Source organism: Sphingomonas sp. (assembly GCF_039595165.1).
Taxonomy (GTDB): Bacteria; Pseudomonadota; Alphaproteobacteria; order Sphingomonadales; family Sphingomonadaceae; genus Sphingomonas.
Genome location: NZ_JBCNMA010000077.1, coordinates 1 through 15686 on the forward strand (window position 1 = coordinate 1; position 15686 = coordinate 15686).

Sequence of the window (15686 nt, forward strand, 5' to 3'; positions counted from 1 at the left end):
AGATGCTCGCGCTGGCCGAGCGGCATGGCGGCAACGGGTGGAACGTCACCGCCAGCGGCCTGCGCTGGCGCCGCGTTGCCGGCGACGGTAGCGGCAAGCGGCCGGGACCGACGGACAATGTGACGGTGCACTATACCGGCACCTTCAGCGATGGCGCGGAGTTCGACAGCTCGGTCCGGCGCGGCGAGCCGGCGACCTTCCCGCTCAATCGCGTCATCAAGGGCTGGCAGGAAGGGGTCCAGCTGATGGGCGTCGGCGACAAGGTCGAGTTCGCCATCCCGCAGGAGCTCGCCTATGGACCCAGGGGCAGGGGCCCGATCCCGGGCGGCGCGACCTTGCTGTTCACGGTGGAGCTGCTCGCGATCGATATGCCTGGCGGCTAGGTGCTGCCTGATTCGACACTGGCCATCCGCACGCTGACGGCGCAGGTTCGGCGGATGTCAGCGAGGAATCCAGACCGATGATCACCGTCCACCATCTGGAGAATTCGCGCTCGCAGCGCGTGCTGTGGCTGCTCGAGGAGCTGGGGCTGCCCTACCGGATCGAGCGCTACGCGCGAAACCAGGCGACGATGCTCGCGCCACCCGAGCTCAGGGCGGTGCATCCGCTCGGCAAGGCGCCGGTGATCGTCGACGACGAGGCCGATGGCGGGCTCGGCCGGACGATCGCCGAAACGGGGGCGATCATCGAGTATCTGGTCGAGAAAGCCGATGGCCGGCTCGGCCCGCCCGCGCATCGCGAGTCGGTGCTGCGCTACCGCCATTTCCTCCATTATGCCGAGGGCTCGCTGATGCCCCTGCTGCTGGTGAAATTGGTGCTCGGTCGCGTGCCGCTGCTCGGCAAGACCGCGCAGAAGAAGATCCAGCCGATGATCGACGTGCATCTCGACTATGTCGAGGCGCACCTCGCCGAGCATGACTGGTTCGCGGGCGATGACTTCACCGCGGCCGACGTGATGATGAGCTTCCCCCTGGAGGCGGCGCGCAGCCGGGCGGGGCTGGGCGCCTCACGCTCCGCCACGATCGCCTGGCTCGCGAAGATCCATGCGCGGCCCGCATACCAGGCCGCGCTCGAAGCCGGCGGACCTTATGCCTATGCCTGAGTGCCGCCCGGCGGCGCCTTGCCGAACTCGCTGAAGCTCTGCTCGTCGACCGCGGGGCCGTGGCCGGTCGGGGCGTGCGGCGGCTCGATATCGGCGGGCTCGATCGGATCGAGGCGCCCGCCCTCCCATTTCGCGACCACCGCGCTCGCCACGGCATTGCCGACGACGTTGGTCGCCGAGCGGCCCATGTCGAGGAAATGGTCGATGCCGAGGATCAGCAGCAGCCCGGCCTCGGGGATGTCGAAGAAGCTGAGCGTCGCCGCGATCACCACCAGGCTGGCGCGCGGCACCCCGGCGATGCCCTTGCTGGTGATCATCAGCACCAGCAGCATCGTGATTTCCTGCCCCAGCGTCAGGTCGATGCCATAGGCCTGCGCGATGAAGATCGTCGCGAAGGTCATGTAGATCATCGAGCCGTCGAGGTTGAAGCTGTAGCCGAGCGGCAGCACGAAGCTCGCGATGCGCGGCGGCACGCCGAAGCGGTCGAGCGCCTCGAGCGTGCGCGGATATGCGGCTTCGGACGAGGCGGTCGAGAAGGCGAGCAGCAGCGGATCGCGGATGTAGCGGACCAGCAGGCCGGTGCGCGGGCCGACGATCAGGAAGCAGGCGCCGATCAGCACCGCCCAGAGCAGGAACATCGCGAGATAGAAGGTGCCCATGAAATAGGCGAGGTTGCCGATGATCGTCGGGCCGCGCTCGGCCAGCGTGCCGGCCACTGCCGCGAACACCGCGACCGGGGCGAAGCGCATGACGTAGTTGGTGACCTGGAGCATGACATGCACCAGCGCCTCGACCGCGCTGACCAGCGGCTTGGCCTTTTCGCCCACCGCGGTGATCGCCACGCCGATGAACAGCGAGAAGATCACGATCTGCAGGATCTCGTTCTTCGCCATCGCCTCGATGCCCGAGGCGGGGAAGACGTGGGTGAAGAAATCCTTGAGGTTGAACGCGGCCTTCTCGACCCCGCTCGCGGCGTCGGCGGGCGGAAGCGGGAAATTGAGCCCGACGCCAGGCTGAAACAGGTTGACGAGGATCAGGCCCAGGGTGAGGGAGACCAGGCTGGCGGAGATGAACCAGCCGATCGCACGGCCGCCGACGCGGCCGAGCGCGGCGGTGTCGCCCATGTGCGCGATGCCTGCGACGAGGGTCGCGAACACCAGCGGGGCGATGATCATCTTGATGAGGCGCAGGAAGATCGTGGTGACGATCGAGAAATAGCCGGCGAGCGTCTTGAGCTGGGCTTCCGCCCCCGCCGAATCGGCGCCGTAGCTGTTGTGGACGCCATAGTGCAGCCCCAGGCCCAGGACCGCGCCGAGCACCAGCGCGATCAGGATGAAGGTCGTCAGTTTCTTGGCCATCGGGCTCCCCTCTTTGCGGCGCCTAGACAGGGGATTGCGGCGCGCGGGTCAAGGGCCCTATCGCTTGCCACCATGATCCTGTCCCGCCGCTCCCTGCTCGCCGCAGCCGCCGTCGCCCCGCTGGCCGCACGCGCCGGCGTCCTTCGCAGTGCCGAGCCCGACTTGTCGGCGCTCTCGAATATCACCGGCGATGTGGCGCCGATCAGGCCGGAGGAGCGCCGCGCGCGGCTCGCACGGGCGCAGGCACTGATGAAGGCGAACGGGATCGGCGCGGTGCTGATCGAGCCGGGTGCCAGCCTGCTCTACTTCACCGGGGTGCGCTGGGGGCGGAGCGAGCGGCTGACCGCGGCGGTGATCCCGGTCGAGGGCGAGCCGATGATCGTCACGCCCTTCTTCGAGGAGCCCTCGGTGCGCGAATCGCTCGGCGTGCCGGCGGAGATACGGGTGTGGCAGGAGCACGAGAGCCCGTTCGCGGTGATCGCGGGCTGGCTGCGCGATCGCGGGCTGGGCAACCACCGGATCGGCATCGAGGAGACGGTGCGGCACTTCGCGGTGGCGGGGCTGGCGGAAGCGATCGGCGACGCGCGGTTGATCGTCCCGGCCAATTCGGTGGTGCGCGGGTGCCGGATGATCAAGACGCCCGCCGAGCTCGCGCTGATGCAGAAGGCGGCGGACGTGACGATGGCCGCCTATCGCTGGACGCATCCGCGGGTCGAGGCGGGGATGACGCCGCAGGACATCGCCGCGCTGATGACCGCCGCGACGCGCAAGCTGGGCGGCGAGGTCGCGTTCAACCTGGTCCTACTCGGCGAAGCCTCCGCCTATCCGCACGGTACCGGCAAGCCGCAGAAGGTGGTGAAGGGCGAAGTGGTGCTGATGGACTGCGGCGCGAGAGTCCATGGCTATGAGAGCGATATCTCGCGCACCTTCGTCCATGGCGAGCCGACCGCCGAGCAGCGCAAGGTTTGGAGCGAAATGCGCAAGGGGCAGGACATCGCCTTCGCTGCCGCGAAGATCGGCGCGCCGGCGGGGTCGGTGGATGACGCGGTGCGGCGCCACTACGAATCGCTCGGCTACGGGCCTGGCTACAAGCTGCCGGGCCTGTCGCACCGCACCGGCCACGGCATCGGCATGGATGGGCACGAGCCGATCAACCTCGTGCACGGCGAGGCGACCAGGCTGGCCGCCGGCATGTGCTTCTCGAACGAGCCGGGCATCTATCTGCCGGGCAAGTTCGGGGTGCGGCTGGAGGACTGCTTCCATATGACCGCGAACGGGCCGAAATGGTTCAGCGTGCCGCCCGCTGATCTCGATCACCCCATCGGGTGATTGCGATGCGGATCGTCGCTCATGGCGTGCTGTTCCTGTTCGGCATCGCAGCCTATGGCGCCTTGGTCGCGGGTATCCGGACCGATTTGGGTATCTTGGTGCGTTTGCCCGTGGTTCTTCTGATCGGCTTCGTCAGCGTGTTGTTCCACGAACTCGGCCATGCTTCCGCAGTAACGGCGCTAGGGGGCCGAGTTCATCGAATCGTCGTTCTCCCCCTGATGTGGGATTCCGCCACGCGCCGCGTCGCGCTGGCGCCGGCGATCCCTGGCGGAGAAGTTGGCGGCTATGTCAGCTACACGCTCGACACGATCAATGCGCGCCGCAAGCGTATCTGGATTGCGCTCGCGGGTCCGGCGGCGGATGCCGCGGTGTTCCTGGCGACGCTGCTCGCACTCGCCTTGCTGGCCTCAGCCGTTCAGCCCTCGACCGACTTGGCGCCGGTGATTATGCCTTCAGACGGATCGTCCGCGAGATTGCCTTTCGAGGCGGCGCTCAAGGCCGCAGCGACCGAGCGTCCGATCAATCTGGACTGGCTCAGCGCGTGCCTGACCGCGCTCGGGTTGACGTCGATCGGGGCGGGAGTCGCCAATCTGCTGCCGTTCCAAGGCAGTGATGGCCATCATATCCTCCGCAACCTGCGCCGGCGCCGCCAATCACCCTGACTCCACCGTTTCGCTTGAGCGGAACCCGCTCACCCCCTAAGTCGCAGCCATGACCTCGACCAACGATATCCGCCGCAGCTTCCTCGACTATTTCGAAGGCCAAGGACATGCGCGCGTGCAGTCGGCGCCGCTGGTGCCGCACAACGATCCGACGCTGATGTTCGTCAACGCCGGCATGGTGCCGTTCAAGAACGTGTTCACCGGCCTCGAGACGCGGCCCTATTCGACCGCGGCGAGCAGCCAGAAGTGCGTCCGCGCGGGCGGCAAGCACAATGATCTCGACAATGTCGGGTATACCGCGCGCCACCACACCTTCTTCGAGATGCTCGGGAATTTCTCGTTCGGCGACTATTTCAAGGAGCAGGCGATCACGCATGCGTGGACGCTGCTGACCAGGGAATGGGGCCTGTCGCCCGACAGGCTGACCGCGACCGTCTATCACACCGACGACCAGGCGTTCGACCTGTGGAAGAAGATCGCGGGCCTGCCCGAGGAGCGGATCATCCGCATCGCGACCAAGGACAATTTCTGGGCGATGGGATCGGACGGGCCGTGCGGGCCGTGCTCGGAGATCTTCTACGACCATGGCGACCATATCTGGGGCGGCCCTCCCGGCAGCCCGGAAGAGGATGGCGACCGCTTCGTCGAGATCTGGAACCTCGTCTTCATGCAGTATCTGCAGGAGAATGATGAGATCGTCAGCGAGCTGCCCAAGCCGAGCATCGACACCGGCATGGGGCTGGAGCGCGTCGCGGCGGTGCTGCAGGGCGTGCACGACAATTACGACACCGACACCTTCAAGGCGCTGATCGCCGAGAGCGGGGCGCTGACGGGTGCCTCGACCACCGGCGAGCATCAGGCGAGCCATCGCGTGATCGCCGATCACTTGCGCTCGTCGGGCTTCCTGGTCGCGGACGGCGTGCTGCCGGCGAACGAGGGCCGCGGCTATGTGCTCCGCCGCATTATGCGCCGCGCGATGCGGCACGCGCATATCCTGGGCGCCAAGGACCCGCTGATGCACCGCATGGTGCCCGCGCTGGTCGCGGAGATGGGCGGGGCCTATCCCGAGCTGGTGCGCGCGCAGCCGCTGATCGAGGCGACGCTGCTGCAGGAGGAGACGCGCTTCCGCCAGACGCTGGCGAACGGCTTGAAGCTGCTCGACGAGGCGACCGCGGGGATGGGCGAGGGCGACACGCTGCCCGGCGAGACCGCGTTCAAGCTCTACGACACGTTCGGTTTCCCCTACGACCTGACCGAGGACGCGCTGCGCCCGCAGGGCATGAGCGTCGATCGCGAAGGCTTCGACGCGGCGATGGCGCAGCAGAAGGCGGCGGCGCGCGCCGCGTGGAAGGGGTCGGGCGCCAAGGCCAGCGACGATGTCTGGTTCGACATCGCCGAGGAGCTTGGCGGCACCGAGTTCACCGGCTACACCGCGGTCGACGGCGAAGGCCAGGTGGTGGCGATCGTCAAGGACGGCGCGCGCGTCGAGAAGGCCGGGCAGGGCGACGAGGTCGTGATCCTGACCAACCAGACGCCCTTCTACGGCGAGAGCGGCGGCCAGATGGGCGATGCCGGCCTGATCGCCAGCGATCGCGCGCGGGCGGTGGTCAACGACACCTCCAAGCCGCTCGGGCGGCTGCATGCGCATCATGCGACGATCGAGACGGGCGAGATCGCGGTCGGTGACACGGTGAAGCTCGCGATCGACGTCGTGCGACGCGACCAGTTGCGCGCCAACCATTCGGCCACGCACCTCCTGCATGCGGCGTTGCGCGAGCGGCTGGGGGCGCACGTCACGCAGAAGGGCAGCTTGGTGGCGCCCGACCGCCTGCGCTTCGACTTCTCGCACCCCTCGGCGCTGACGGCGTCGGAGATTGCGGACATCGAGGCCGACGTGAACCGGCATATCCGCGAGAACGACGCGGTCGGCACGCGGCTGATGACTCCGGACGACGCGGTCGCGGCGGGCGCGCTGGCGCTGTTCGGCGAGAAATACGGCGACGAGGTGCGCGTGCTCTCGATGGGGCGCGCCTCCGAGAACACCTATTCGGTCGAGCTGTGCGGCGGCACGCACGTGCGGGCGCTGGGCGACATCGCGATCTTCAAGATCGTATCGGAAAGCGCCGTGTCGAGCGGCGTACGCCGGATCGAGGCGCTGACCGGCGAGGCGGCGCGGCTGTGGCTGCTCAATCGCGACGAGAAATTGCGCGAGGTCGCCTCGACGCTCAAGGCCTCGCCCGACGAGGTGCCGGCGCGCGTGCTCTCGCTGGTCGAGGAGCGGCGGCGGCTCGAGAAGGAGCTGGCCGAGGCCAAGAAGGCGCTGGCGCTGGGCGGCGGTGGTGGCGCGGCTGCACCTGCCGGGCCCGAGCAGGTCGGCGGGGTCAATTTCATCGGCCAGATCCTCGAGGGACTCGATCCAAAGGCGCTGCGCGGCGCGGTGGACGAGGCCAAGGGCCGCATCGGTTCAGGTGTGGTAGCTTTTGTCGCGGTAAATGAAGGGCGTGCAGCGATTGCGGTCGGCGTCACCGACGACCTGACCGGAAGCCTGAACGCAGTCGAACTCGTCAAGCGCGGCGTGGCCGCGCTTGGCGGGCAGGGCGGCGGCGGGCGCCCGGACATGGCGCAGGGTGGCGGACCGGAGGGCGGAAACGGCCTCGCCGCGATCGATGCCGTGAAGGGGGCGCTTGCCGAGGAGAAAGAAGCTGCCTGATCGTGTTCTGCTGGCCGCCGCTGCCGCTGCGGCCCTGTTCGCAAGCCCCGGCGCTTCGGCGCAGGGGAAATTGCCGCCCTATCCCGAAGCGCTGCGCTGCGCGGCGCTGACCAGTGCCGCCGCGAATCTCGGCAAGGCCTCGCCGCAGGCCTCCCAGCTGTTCGACCACCAGATCTACTGGAGCATGGCCGCGGCCGATTCGGGCCGTGCGGCGGGCAAGGCGGCACGGGCCGTCGAGACCGAGGTTCGACGCGATGCGACCGCCGCCGAGGCTCAGCTGCGTTCGCAGGATGGCGCAACCACCGCGGCGCTGGCAGACTGCGTCCGGCGCGTTCCCGCGCTCAACGATTGACCTGATGGAGTGACCCGCCCGATGCCGATGCGCCGCCGTTCGTTCGTGAGTTCGGTCGGCGCCGCGGCGCTGGCTGGCGTCGTTCCCGCCCGGGCCGCGCAGGCGGGCTCTGCTGGCGCGAGCGACGCGAAGCTGCGGGCGCTGCTCGACACGATCTTTGCCGACCGGCTGGCAGAGAATCCCGAAGGCGCGACCGCACTGGGACTCGACACCAGCAAGAACGCCGCGCTCAAGTCGCAGCTGTCGGGACGCAGCCCGGCGGACAGCGCGCGCGACCTGGCGCGCTCCAAGCGCGAGCTGGCCGCGATCCGCGCGATCGATCCGGCAGGGCTGGGCGAGGATGCGCGGCTCGACCAGGACGTCGTGTCCTATCAGCTCGAACGCAGCATCGCCGGGCGCGAGCGCTTCGCCTATGGCGAGACCGGCGGACGCTTCATCCCCTATCGGCTGAGCCAGCTGTCGGGCGCCTATCAGGACGTGCCCGATTTCCTCGATACCCAGCACAGGGTGAAGGATGCAGCGGACGCCGATGCCTATCTGGCGCGCCTGGGCGCCTTCGCGACGGTGATCGATCAGGAAACCGAGCGCCAGCGTAGCGATGCGGCCAAGGGTGTGTTCGCGCCCGACTATATCCTCGATACCGCGCTCAAGCAGTATGCCGCGCTACGCGACAAGCCCGCGGCGGAGACCGGGCTCGTCACCGGCCTTGCAGGGAAGCTGAAGGCGGCGAGCCTGCCGCCCGAACGCACGGCCGCCGCGGCGAAGATCGTGGCGGAGAAGGTCTTCCCGGCGCTCGACCGACAGCGCGCGCTGGTGACCGAGCTGCGCGGCAAGGCGGCGCATGACGCGGGCGTGTGGCGGCTGCCGGACGGCGAGGCCTACTACGCCGCGGCCGCGGAAGCGGCGACCACGACGCGGCTGACCGGCGACGAGATCCACAAGCTCGGGCTGGAGCAGGTCGCCGAGATCAGCGCGCGGATCGACACGATCCTCAAGGCCCAGGGGATGGGCGAGGGAACGGTGGGCGCGCGGCTGGTGGCGCTGAACGAGCGGCCCGACCAGCTCTTTCTCAATACCGATCCGGGGCGCGAGGCGCTGCTCGCCGAGCTCAACAAGCAGATCCAGGCGATGCAGCCACGGCTGTCCGAGCAGTTCGCGACGCTGCCGAAGGCGCCGGTCGAGGTCCGCCGCGTCCCGCCGGCGATCCAGGCAGGCGCGCCGGGCGGATACTATCAGGCTGCCACGCTCGATGGCTCGCGGCCGGGCATTTACTACATCAATCTGCGCGACACGTTCGACCGGCCCAAGTTCGGGCTGGCGACGCTGACTCATCACGAGGCGGTGCCGGGGCATCATCTGCAGGTGATGCTCGCGCTCGAATCGCCCGATATCCCGCTGATCCGACGGCGCGGCGGGTTCAGCGCCTATAGCGAGGGCTGGGCGCTCTATACCGAGCAGCTCGCCGACGAGATGGGCATGTTCGAAGGCGATCCGCTGGGGCAGGTGGGATATCTCCAGTCGCTGCTGTTCCGCGCGACGCGGCTGGTGGTCGATTCGGGCATGCACGCCAAGCGCTGGAGCCGGGAGAAGGCCACCGACTATTTCATCGCCACCACCGGCATCGCGCGTGGCCGCAGCCAGGGCGAGATCGACCGCTACACGGTTTGGCCGGGCCAGGCCTGCAGCTACAAGATCGGCCACACCATGTGGGTGCGGCTGCGCGACGAGGCCAAGGCGAAGGCCGGGGCGAAATGGGATCCGCGCCAGTTCCACGAGGTGCTGCGCAAGGGCGCGATGCCGCTCGACGTGCTCGAGCGGGTGGTGAAAGAGCGGATGGCCTAGGCCCCCGCTTCCTTGCGCGCTCGCCTCAGGCGCGGCTCACGCTCCAAACCGGCGGTTTCCTTGATCATCTTGCGCATCTCGTCGCGCTTCTCATGGATCGAGGCGATCACCGGGCCGACCGCGACGCCGAGATCGACCAGCACCGCCTCGGACAATTGCAGCGAGCTCTCGAGCGTCTCGGGCACCGCGTCGGTCGCGCCCGCCTTGTAGAGCTCGGCGGCGTGCGAGGTGTCGCGGGCGCGGGCGATGATCGGGATGCCCGGCACCCAGCTGCGCACGCGGCGAGTGAGGCGCACGGTGAGCACCGGATCGTCCATCGTCAGGATCAGCGCATCGGCATGGCCGAGGTTGAGTCGGTCGACCAGCTCGCTGCGCGAGACATCGCCGAACATCACCGTATAGCCCTCGCGCCGCGCCTCGGCGACGCCGTCGATATCGGCATCGACCGCGATATAGGGCTTGCCGTGCGCCCTGAGCATGTCGGCGACGGTGCGGCCGACCCGGCCGAAGCCGATGATCACGGTGCCGCCGGGGACGATCTCCGGATTGGTCACGGCTTCCTGGTCCAGGTCGCGCTCCTCGAGCTTGCGCGAGGCATAGCGGCCGGCCTTGGCGAGCAGCGGCGTGATGGTGAGGCCGATCGCGGTGACCGTGGTCCAGAAAGCGGCGGTCGAGGGCTGGATCAGGCCGGCGGTGGCGGCGACGCCGAGCACGATCAGCGTGGTCTCCGACGGGCTCGCCATCAGCACGCCGGCCTCGGCCGCGGTACCGGTACGCGCGCCGGAGAGCTTGAGCAGCAGGATCGTCACCGCGACCTTGACCGCCATGACCCCGAGGATCGCGGCGAGCAGCAGCGGCCAGTCCTGCATCACCATGCGCAGGTCGAGCCGCATGCCGACGGTGATCAGGAACACGCCGAGCGCGAGGCCCTTGAACGGCGCAGTGATAACCTCGACCTCGCTGTGATATTCGGTCTCGGCGATCAGCAGGCCCGCGAGCAGCGCGCCGACGATCGGCGAGAGCCCGACCGCGGTGGTCGCCATGCTGGCGACGATCACGACGAGCAGGCTGGCGGCGAGGAACAGCTCGGGCGACTTGGTGCGCGCCGCCTGGGCGAACAGCCGCGGCAGATAGAGGCGGCCGCCGACATAGAGGATCGCGACGACGATCGCGCCGCGGCCGAGCACGACGGCGAGGTCGCGGAACCCGGCATCGCCCGCCGCGGGCGCGAGCGCGCCGAGCAGGAAGATGATCGGGACGAGCGCGAGATCCTCGAACAGCAGCATCGCGAAGGCCGAGCGGCCGACCGCGCTGGTGGTGCCGGCGATCGGGAGCACCAGCGCCGTGGAGGAGAGAGCCAGGGCGAGGCCGAGGCCGAGCGCGCCGGTCCAGTATTGGCCGAGGGCGTAGAGGCCCGCGGCGATCAGCAGGCCGGCGCCGAGCAGCTCGGCGGCGCCGACGCCGAATACCAGCGTACGCATCGCCCATAGTCGCCGGAACGACAGCTCGAGCCCGATCGAGAACAGGAGGAGGACGACGCCGAATTCGGCGAACGGCTCGATCGAATGCGGATCGGTGATCGTGACATAATAGAGCCACGGCATTTGCGGCACGAGCTGGCCGAGCCCGCCGGGACCGACCAGCGCGCCGACCAGGATGAAGCCGATCACCGGGCTGATCCGGAAGCGCGCGAACGCCGGGATGACCAGGCCGGCCGCGCCGAGAATGACCAGCGCGTCGCTGAAGCCGCTATTTGTGAGATCGAGCGCCATGCCGGCACTCTAACCGGCGGCGGAAGGCTTTGTCATCGGCTCGACCAGCCGATTTTTCGCCGATGCAGCAAAAAGAGAAGGGCCCGGGTGCCGATCGCGACACCCGGGCCAGAATCTCAGCAGCTTACTGCCATTTGCCCATTTCGACTTCGAGGTTCGCGCGGATCGCTTCGAAGAACTGTTCGGTGGTCATCCACGGCTGATCCGGGCCGATCAGCAGCGCCAGGTCCTTGGTCATCTTGCCGCTCTCGACGGTCGCGATGCAGACCTTCTCGAGCGTCTCGGCGAAGCGTACCACCTCGGGCGTGTCGTCGAACTTGCCGCGGAACTTGAGGCCGCCGGTCCAGGCGAAGATCGAGGCGATCGGGTTGGTCGAGGTCGCCTTGCCCTGCTGGTGCTGGCGATAGTGGCGGGTGACGGTGCCGTGCGCCGCCTCGGCCTCGACCGTCTTGCCGTCGGGCGAGAGCAGGACCGAGGTCATCAGGCCCAGCGAGCCGAAGCCCTGCGCGACCTGGTCCGACTGGACGTCGCCGTCATAGTTCTTGCAGGCCCAGACGAACTCGCCGCTCCACTTGAGCGCGGAGGCGACCATGTCGTCGATCAGGCGGTGCTCGTAGACGATGCCGGCTTCCTTGAACTTCTCGGCGAAGCCCTCGGTCTCGAACACTTCCTGGAACAGGTCCTTGAAGCGGCCGTCATAGGCCTTGAGGATGGTGTTCTTGGTCGAGAGATACACCGGCCACTTCAGGTTCAAACCGTAGTTGAACGAGGCGCGGGCGAAATCGCGGATCGAATCGTCGAGATTGTACATCGCCATCGCGACGCCCGAGCCCGGGAAGTTGAACACCTCGCGGTCGATCACCTGACCATCGGCGCCCTCGAAGACGAGGCGCAGCTTGCCGGGTCCGGGGACCTTGATGTCGGTCGCGCGATACTGGTCGCCGAACGCGTGACGACCGACGACGATCGGCTTGGTCCAGCCCGGGATCAGGCGCGGGACGTTGGAGATCACGATCGGCTCGCGGAAGACGACACCGCCAAGGATGTTGCGGATCGTGCCGTTGGGCGACTTCCACATTTCCTTGAGGTTGAACTCCTCCACGCGCGCTTCGTCCGGGGTGATCGTGGCGCACTTCACGCCGACGCCGAACTCCTTGATCGCGTTGGCGGCGTCGATCGTGATCTGATCGTTGGTCTCGTCGCGCTTCTCGACGCCGAGATCGTAATATTTGAGGTCGATGTCGAGATACGGCTTGATCAGACGCTCGCGGATCCATTCCCAGATGATCCGCGTCATTTCGTCGCCGTCGATCTCGACGACCGGGTTTTTCACCTTGATCTTCGCCATGCTCGCTTTCCTGTCTGATGGGAGGGTTTGGCGGTGCGTCTAGGAGGAAGGGCCCTGAGGATCAAGCTGGTGTCGCGGGCGCGGACCTTGACGCTTCAGGCTCGGGCGCGGCTGCTCGCCCGGCAGCCAAGCAACCTCGATCCGACATTGCAGGCAACGGCATGCACAGGGAAGTTGGGACGAGCGATTGTCAGGCGGAGCCGAACCCGGCTAAAGCCGCCCAATGCCTTCACTCGACAAGCCGCCCGTCGTCACCAACACGGTCAAGTGGCGCTTTCCCGCCGTCCATCCCGAGGGGCGTAAATACGTCCTGATTTCCGCTGCGGTCACCGCGCTGTTCCTGTTCGCAATTTGGGACGAGCTCGGATTCCTGCTGGTCGGTGTGACGATCTGGGTCGCCGCCTTCTTCCGCGATCCGGTGCGCGTGACGCCGCAAGGCGAGGGCCTGATCGTCTCGCCCGCCGACGGCCTGGTCACGATGATCGAACGCGTGCCGGTGCCGCGCGAGATCTCCGGACCCGACGGGTTGAACGAAGACACGCGGGTGCGCGTTTCGATCTTCATGAGCGTGTTCGACGTGCACATCAACCGCACCCCGGTGGCGGGGACGATCCGCCAGGTCGTGTACATCGCGGGCAAGTTCCTCAACGCCGACCTCGACAAGGCGAGCGAGGAGAATGAGCGCCAGCATTTCGTCGTCGAGACCCGCGACGGGCTGCGCGTCGGCTTCACCCAGATCGCCGGCCTGGTCGCGCGGCGCATCGTGACCTTCGTCAAGACCGGGGACATGGTCGCGGCGGGACAGCGCATCGGCCTGATCCGCTTCGGCAGCCGCGTCGACGTGTTCCTGCCCGACGATTATGCGGCGCAGGTCGCGCTCGGCCAGCGCTGCATCGCGGGCGAGACCGTGGTCGGCCGTCGCGGCGGCATTGTCGCGGAGGGTATCGCGCAGTGAGGACCTGCCGATGGCCCTGAGGCCGCGGCCCCAGCGGCGCGGCATTCCGCTGCGCGCCGTGCTTCCCAACGCGATCACTGCGCTGGCGCTGTGCTCGGGCCTGACCGGGGTGCGCTTCGCGATCGCCGAGGACTGGGAGCGCGCCGTCCTGATGATCATGCTCGCCGCCGCGCTCGACGGGATCGACGGGCAGATCGCGCGGATGATCCGCGGCGAAAGCAAGTTCGGCGCGGAGCTCGACAGCCTGTCCGACGCGATCTCGTTCGGGGTCGCGCCGGCGCTGATCCTGTATCTGTGGTCGCTGATGGCGGTGCCGCGGCTGGGCTGGATCATCGCGCTGCTGTTCGCGGTGTTCTGCGCGCTGCGGCTGGCGCGGTTCAACTCGCAGATCGATACCGAGCAGCCGCGCAAGCTCGCGGGTTATCTCACCGGTATTCCGGCGCCCGCAGGCGCGGCGCTGGCGATGCTGCCGCTCTATGTCTGGCTGTGGAGCGGCGCGGAGCTGGCGCGTTCGCCGTGGATCGTCACTCCGTGGGTGGCGTTTGTCGGGCTGCTGATGGTGTCGAGCCTCGCCACCTATTCGTGGAAGTCGCTGCGGTTGCGGCGCAACGTGCGGTTCGAGGCGCTAGTGGTGCTGGCGATCCTGCTCGCCGCGCTGGTCTCGGCCCCGTGGCAGACGCTGACCGTGGTGTCCGTCGGCTATCTGGCGACGCTGCCTTTTAGTGTGCGGGCGTATCGGCGCGGGCCGAGCAGCCTCAAGCCGCCGCGCGACGCGGCCGCCCCCCTATCGTCGACACCGCCATCGGACGCGAGCTGACCCGCACACGCGATGCGACCGCCGGGGCGAGGGCGGGAACGGCGTCGCCGACGAGGAGCGTGCGCATATAGGCGAGGCGCGGCTGGATCGTGATGAACATCGCCCAGATCGAGACCGCGATGGCGATGGTGAATAGCAGGGCAACGAGCAGCGCGACCATGTTTGCCTCCTGGATTCCATCAAGTCGTTGGAATCCTTGCAGGTTCCGGACGCTTGAGCGCGGCGCATGTTCCATGTCCGCTTGCTGAACCCGTTATGTTCCACCGATGTTCCGCTGTCAATATGATTTGGAACAAAAGCGGATCGAGCGTGCGGCTTGCCTTTCCCCCCGGCTTTCGCTAAGCGCGCGGCCTCAACCCCACATGGGAAGCATCATAACCCGGTGCTGCGGGCCGTGCGGCCTTCGGTCACTCGCTTCCCAGAGGATCAACCGGAAGGAGTTATCCCTATGGCGGCACCCGTCGTCACCATGCAGCAGCTGCTCGAATCGGGCGCGCACTTCGGTCACCAGACCCATCGCTGGAACCCGAAGATGAAGCCCTACATCTTCGGCGAGCGCAACGGCGTCCACATCATCGACCTCTCGCAGACCGTGCCGCTGTTCGCGCGCGCGCTGGAGTTCGTCTCGTCGACCGTCGCCGCCGGCGGCAAGGTGCTGTTCGTCGGCACCAAGCGCCAGGCGCAGGAAGCGATCGCCGAGGCGGCGCGCAAGTCGAACCAGCACTTCGTCAACCACCGCTGGCTGGGCGGCATGCTCACCAACTGGAAGACGATCAGCCAGTCGATCAAGCGCCTCAAGACGCTCGAGGAGCAGCTTTCGGGCGACACGCACGGCCTGACCAAGAAGGAAGTGCTGAACCTGACCCGCGAGAAGGACAAGCTCGAACTGTCGCTCGGCGGCATCCGCGATCTGGGCGGCATTCCCGACATCATGTTCGTGATCGACGCCAACAAGGAAGAGCTGGCGATCAAGGAAGCCAACACGCTGGGCATCCCCGTCGTCGCGATCCTCGATTCGAACGTCTCGCCCGACGGCATCGCCTTCCCGGTTCCCGCGAATGACGATGCGTCGCGCGCGATCCGCCTGTACTGCGAAGCCATCGCCATCGCGGCGACCCGCGGCAACCAGCACGCCCAGGTGGTGAGCGGCGCCGACTTCGGCGCGGCGGAAGAGCCGCCGGTCGAGGCCGCGCTGGCCGAGCCAGCGGCTGCGGAGCCGGAAGCCGCTGCCGAGCCGGCTCCTGTCGCCGATGCCGAGCCGGAAGTCCCGGCCGCCTCGACCGAGCCGGAGACGGCCGCCGAGGGCGAGCGCCAGATCGACGCCTGAGCCGTCATCGAAGCGTCATTCGGGCGGGGCAGGGCGGTTTTCGCAATGCCCCGCCCGCACCATATTTGAAGCAAACAGCTTAACCTGAGGAATTAGACATGGCCGAGATCAC

Annotated in this window: 14 protein-coding genes; 10 read left to right on the forward strand and 4 right to left on the reverse strand. The window is 67.8% G+C overall.

Annotated features, from left to right (window positions below; genetic code table 11):
* A partial coding sequence (locus ABDV68_RS12770) for an FKBP-type peptidyl-prolyl cis-trans isomerase (protein WP_343520382.1) occupies positions 1 to 383 on the forward strand: 383 nt, incomplete at its 5' end.
* Positions 384 to 460: 77 nt separating this feature from the next.
* On the forward strand, positions 461 to 1102 hold the full coding sequence (locus tag ABDV68_RS12775) for a glutathione S-transferase (protein WP_343520383.1): 642 nt from the start codon (positions 461 to 463) through the stop codon (positions 1100 to 1102).
* On the opposite strand, the gene ABDV68_RS12780 is transcribed toward ABDV68_RS12775, so the two are convergent.
* Positions 1093 to 2460 (reverse strand): dicarboxylate/amino acid:cation symporter, encoded by a 1368-nt coding sequence (locus ABDV68_RS12780; RefSeq protein ID WP_343520384.1) that lies wholly within the window; start codon positions 2458 to 2460, stop codon positions 1093 to 1095. The genes ABDV68_RS12775 and ABDV68_RS12780 overlap by 10 nt on opposite strands.
* Before the next feature lie 72 nt (positions 2461 to 2532).
* Here ABDV68_RS12780 and ABDV68_RS12785 point away from each other — a divergent pair, with 72 nt between their 5' ends.
* From ABDV68_RS12785 to ABDV68_RS12805, 5 genes are read left to right on the forward strand one after another with little or no spacing between them, the layout of a single operon-like run.
* Positions 2533 to 3789 (forward strand): Xaa-Pro peptidase family protein, encoded by a 1257-nt coding sequence (locus tag ABDV68_RS12785; protein ID WP_343520385.1) that lies wholly within the window; start codon positions 2533 to 2535, stop codon positions 3787 to 3789.
* A gap of 5 nt (positions 3790 to 3794) precedes the next feature.
* Complete coding sequence (locus ABDV68_RS12790) at positions 3795 to 4451, forward strand: site-2 protease family protein (protein ID WP_343520387.1); 657 nt, start codon at positions 3795 to 3797, stop codon at positions 4449 to 4451.
* Positions 4452 to 4500: 49 nt separating this feature from the next.
* Entirely contained in the window at positions 4501 to 7161 is a 2661-nt protein-coding gene (gene alaS, locus ABDV68_RS12795) for an alanine--tRNA ligase (RefSeq protein WP_343520388.1), read from the forward strand.
* Positions 7136 to 7513: a hypothetical protein gene (locus ABDV68_RS12800; protein WP_343520389.1), complete on the forward strand. Its 378-nt coding sequence runs from the start codon at positions 7136 to 7138 to the stop codon at positions 7511 to 7513. The genes alaS and ABDV68_RS12800 overlap by 26 nt, the downstream gene beginning before the upstream one ends.
* Before the next feature lie 27 nt (positions 7514 to 7540).
* Positions 7541 to 9355, forward strand: coding sequence for a DUF885 family protein (locus ABDV68_RS12805; RefSeq protein ID WP_343520397.1), 1815 nt, complete (start codon positions 7541 to 7543; stop codon positions 9353 to 9355).
* On the opposite strand, the gene ABDV68_RS12810 is transcribed toward ABDV68_RS12805, so the two are convergent.
* Together ABDV68_RS12810 and ABDV68_RS12815 are read right to left on the reverse strand one after the other, a co-directional pair.
* Positions 9352 to 11127 carry a cation:proton antiporter gene (locus ABDV68_RS12810; RefSeq protein WP_343520390.1) on the reverse strand — a complete coding sequence of 592 codons (1776 nt, stop codon included), beginning with the start codon at positions 11125 to 11127 and terminating at the stop codon, positions 9352 to 9354. The genes ABDV68_RS12805 and ABDV68_RS12810 overlap by 4 nt on opposite strands.
* A gap of 124 nt (positions 11128 to 11251) precedes the next feature.
* Positions 11252 to 12475 (reverse strand): NADP-dependent isocitrate dehydrogenase, encoded by a 1224-nt coding sequence (locus tag ABDV68_RS12815; RefSeq protein ID WP_343520391.1) that lies wholly within the window; start codon positions 12473 to 12475, stop codon positions 11252 to 11254.
* Positions 12476 to 12698: 223 nt separating this feature from the next.
* Between ABDV68_RS12815 and ABDV68_RS12820 the strand changes: the two genes are divergently transcribed.
* Together ABDV68_RS12820 and ABDV68_RS12825 are read left to right on the forward strand one after the other, a co-directional pair.
* Entirely contained in the window at positions 12699 to 13430 is a 732-nt protein-coding gene (locus ABDV68_RS12820) for a phosphatidylserine decarboxylase (RefSeq protein WP_343520392.1), read from the forward strand.
* A gap of 10 nt (positions 13431 to 13440) precedes the next feature.
* Entirely contained in the window at positions 13441 to 14247 is an 807-nt protein-coding gene (locus ABDV68_RS12825; RefSeq protein WP_343520393.1) for a phosphatidylcholine/phosphatidylserine synthase, read from the forward strand.
* Here ABDV68_RS12825 and ABDV68_RS12830 read toward each other — a convergent pair.
* Entirely contained in the window at positions 14186 to 14407 is a 222-nt protein-coding gene (locus tag ABDV68_RS12830; RefSeq protein ID WP_343520394.1) for a hypothetical protein, read from the reverse strand. The two genes, ABDV68_RS12825 and ABDV68_RS12830, sit on opposite strands and share 62 nt — an antisense overlap.
* A gap of 288 nt (positions 14408 to 14695) precedes the next feature.
* Between ABDV68_RS12830 and rpsB the strand changes: the two genes are divergently transcribed.
* The gene (rpsB, locus tag ABDV68_RS12835; protein WP_343520395.1) at positions 14696 to 15574 is read left to right on the forward strand and encodes a 30S ribosomal protein S2; all 879 of its coding nucleotides are present in this window, start codon (positions 14696 to 14698) and stop codon (positions 15572 to 15574) included.
* The last annotated feature ends 112 nt before the right edge of the window (positions 15575 to 15686 follow it).

Coding starts and splice junctions, on each gene's coding strand:
- ABDV68_RS12775 (WP_343520383.1), top strand. CDS start 461: ATGATCACCGTCCACCATCTGGAGAATTCGCGCTCGCAGCGCGTGCTG.
- ABDV68_RS12780 (WP_343520384.1), bottom strand. CDS start 2,460: ATGGCCAAGAAACTGACGACCTTCATCCTGATCGCGCTGGTGCTCGGC.
- ABDV68_RS12785 (WP_343520385.1), top strand. CDS start 2,533: ATGATCCTGTCCCGCCGCTCCCTGCTCGCCGCAGCCGCCGTCGCCCCG.
- ABDV68_RS12790 (WP_343520387.1), top strand. CDS start 3,795: ATGCGGATCGTCGCTCATGGCGTGCTGTTCCTGTTCGGCATCGCAGCC.
- alaS (WP_343520388.1), top strand. CDS start 4,501: ATGACCTCGACCAACGATATCCGCCGCAGCTTCCTCGACTATTTCGAA.
- ABDV68_RS12805 (WP_343520397.1), top strand. CDS start 7,541: ATGCGCCGCCGTTCGTTCGTGAGTTCGGTCGGCGCCGCGGCGCTGGCT.
- ABDV68_RS12810 (WP_343520390.1), bottom strand. CDS start 11,127: ATGGCGCTCGATCTCACAAATAGCGGCTTCAGCGACGCGCTGGTCATT.
- ABDV68_RS12815 (WP_343520391.1), bottom strand. CDS start 12,475: ATGGCGAAGATCAAGGTGAAAAACCCGGTCGTCGAGATCGACGGCGAC.
- ABDV68_RS12820 (WP_343520392.1), top strand. CDS start 12,699: ATGCCTTCACTCGACAAGCCGCCCGTCGTCACCAACACGGTCAAGTGG.
- ABDV68_RS12825 (WP_343520393.1), top strand. CDS start 13,441: ATGGCCCTGAGGCCGCGGCCCCAGCGGCGCGGCATTCCGCTGCGCGCC.
- ABDV68_RS12830 (WP_343520394.1), bottom strand. CDS start 14,407: ATGGTCGCGCTGCTCGTTGCCCTGCTATTCACCATCGCCATCGCGGTC.
- rpsB (WP_343520395.1), top strand. CDS start 14,696: ATGGCGGCACCCGTCGTCACCATGCAGCAGCTGCTCGAATCGGGCGCG.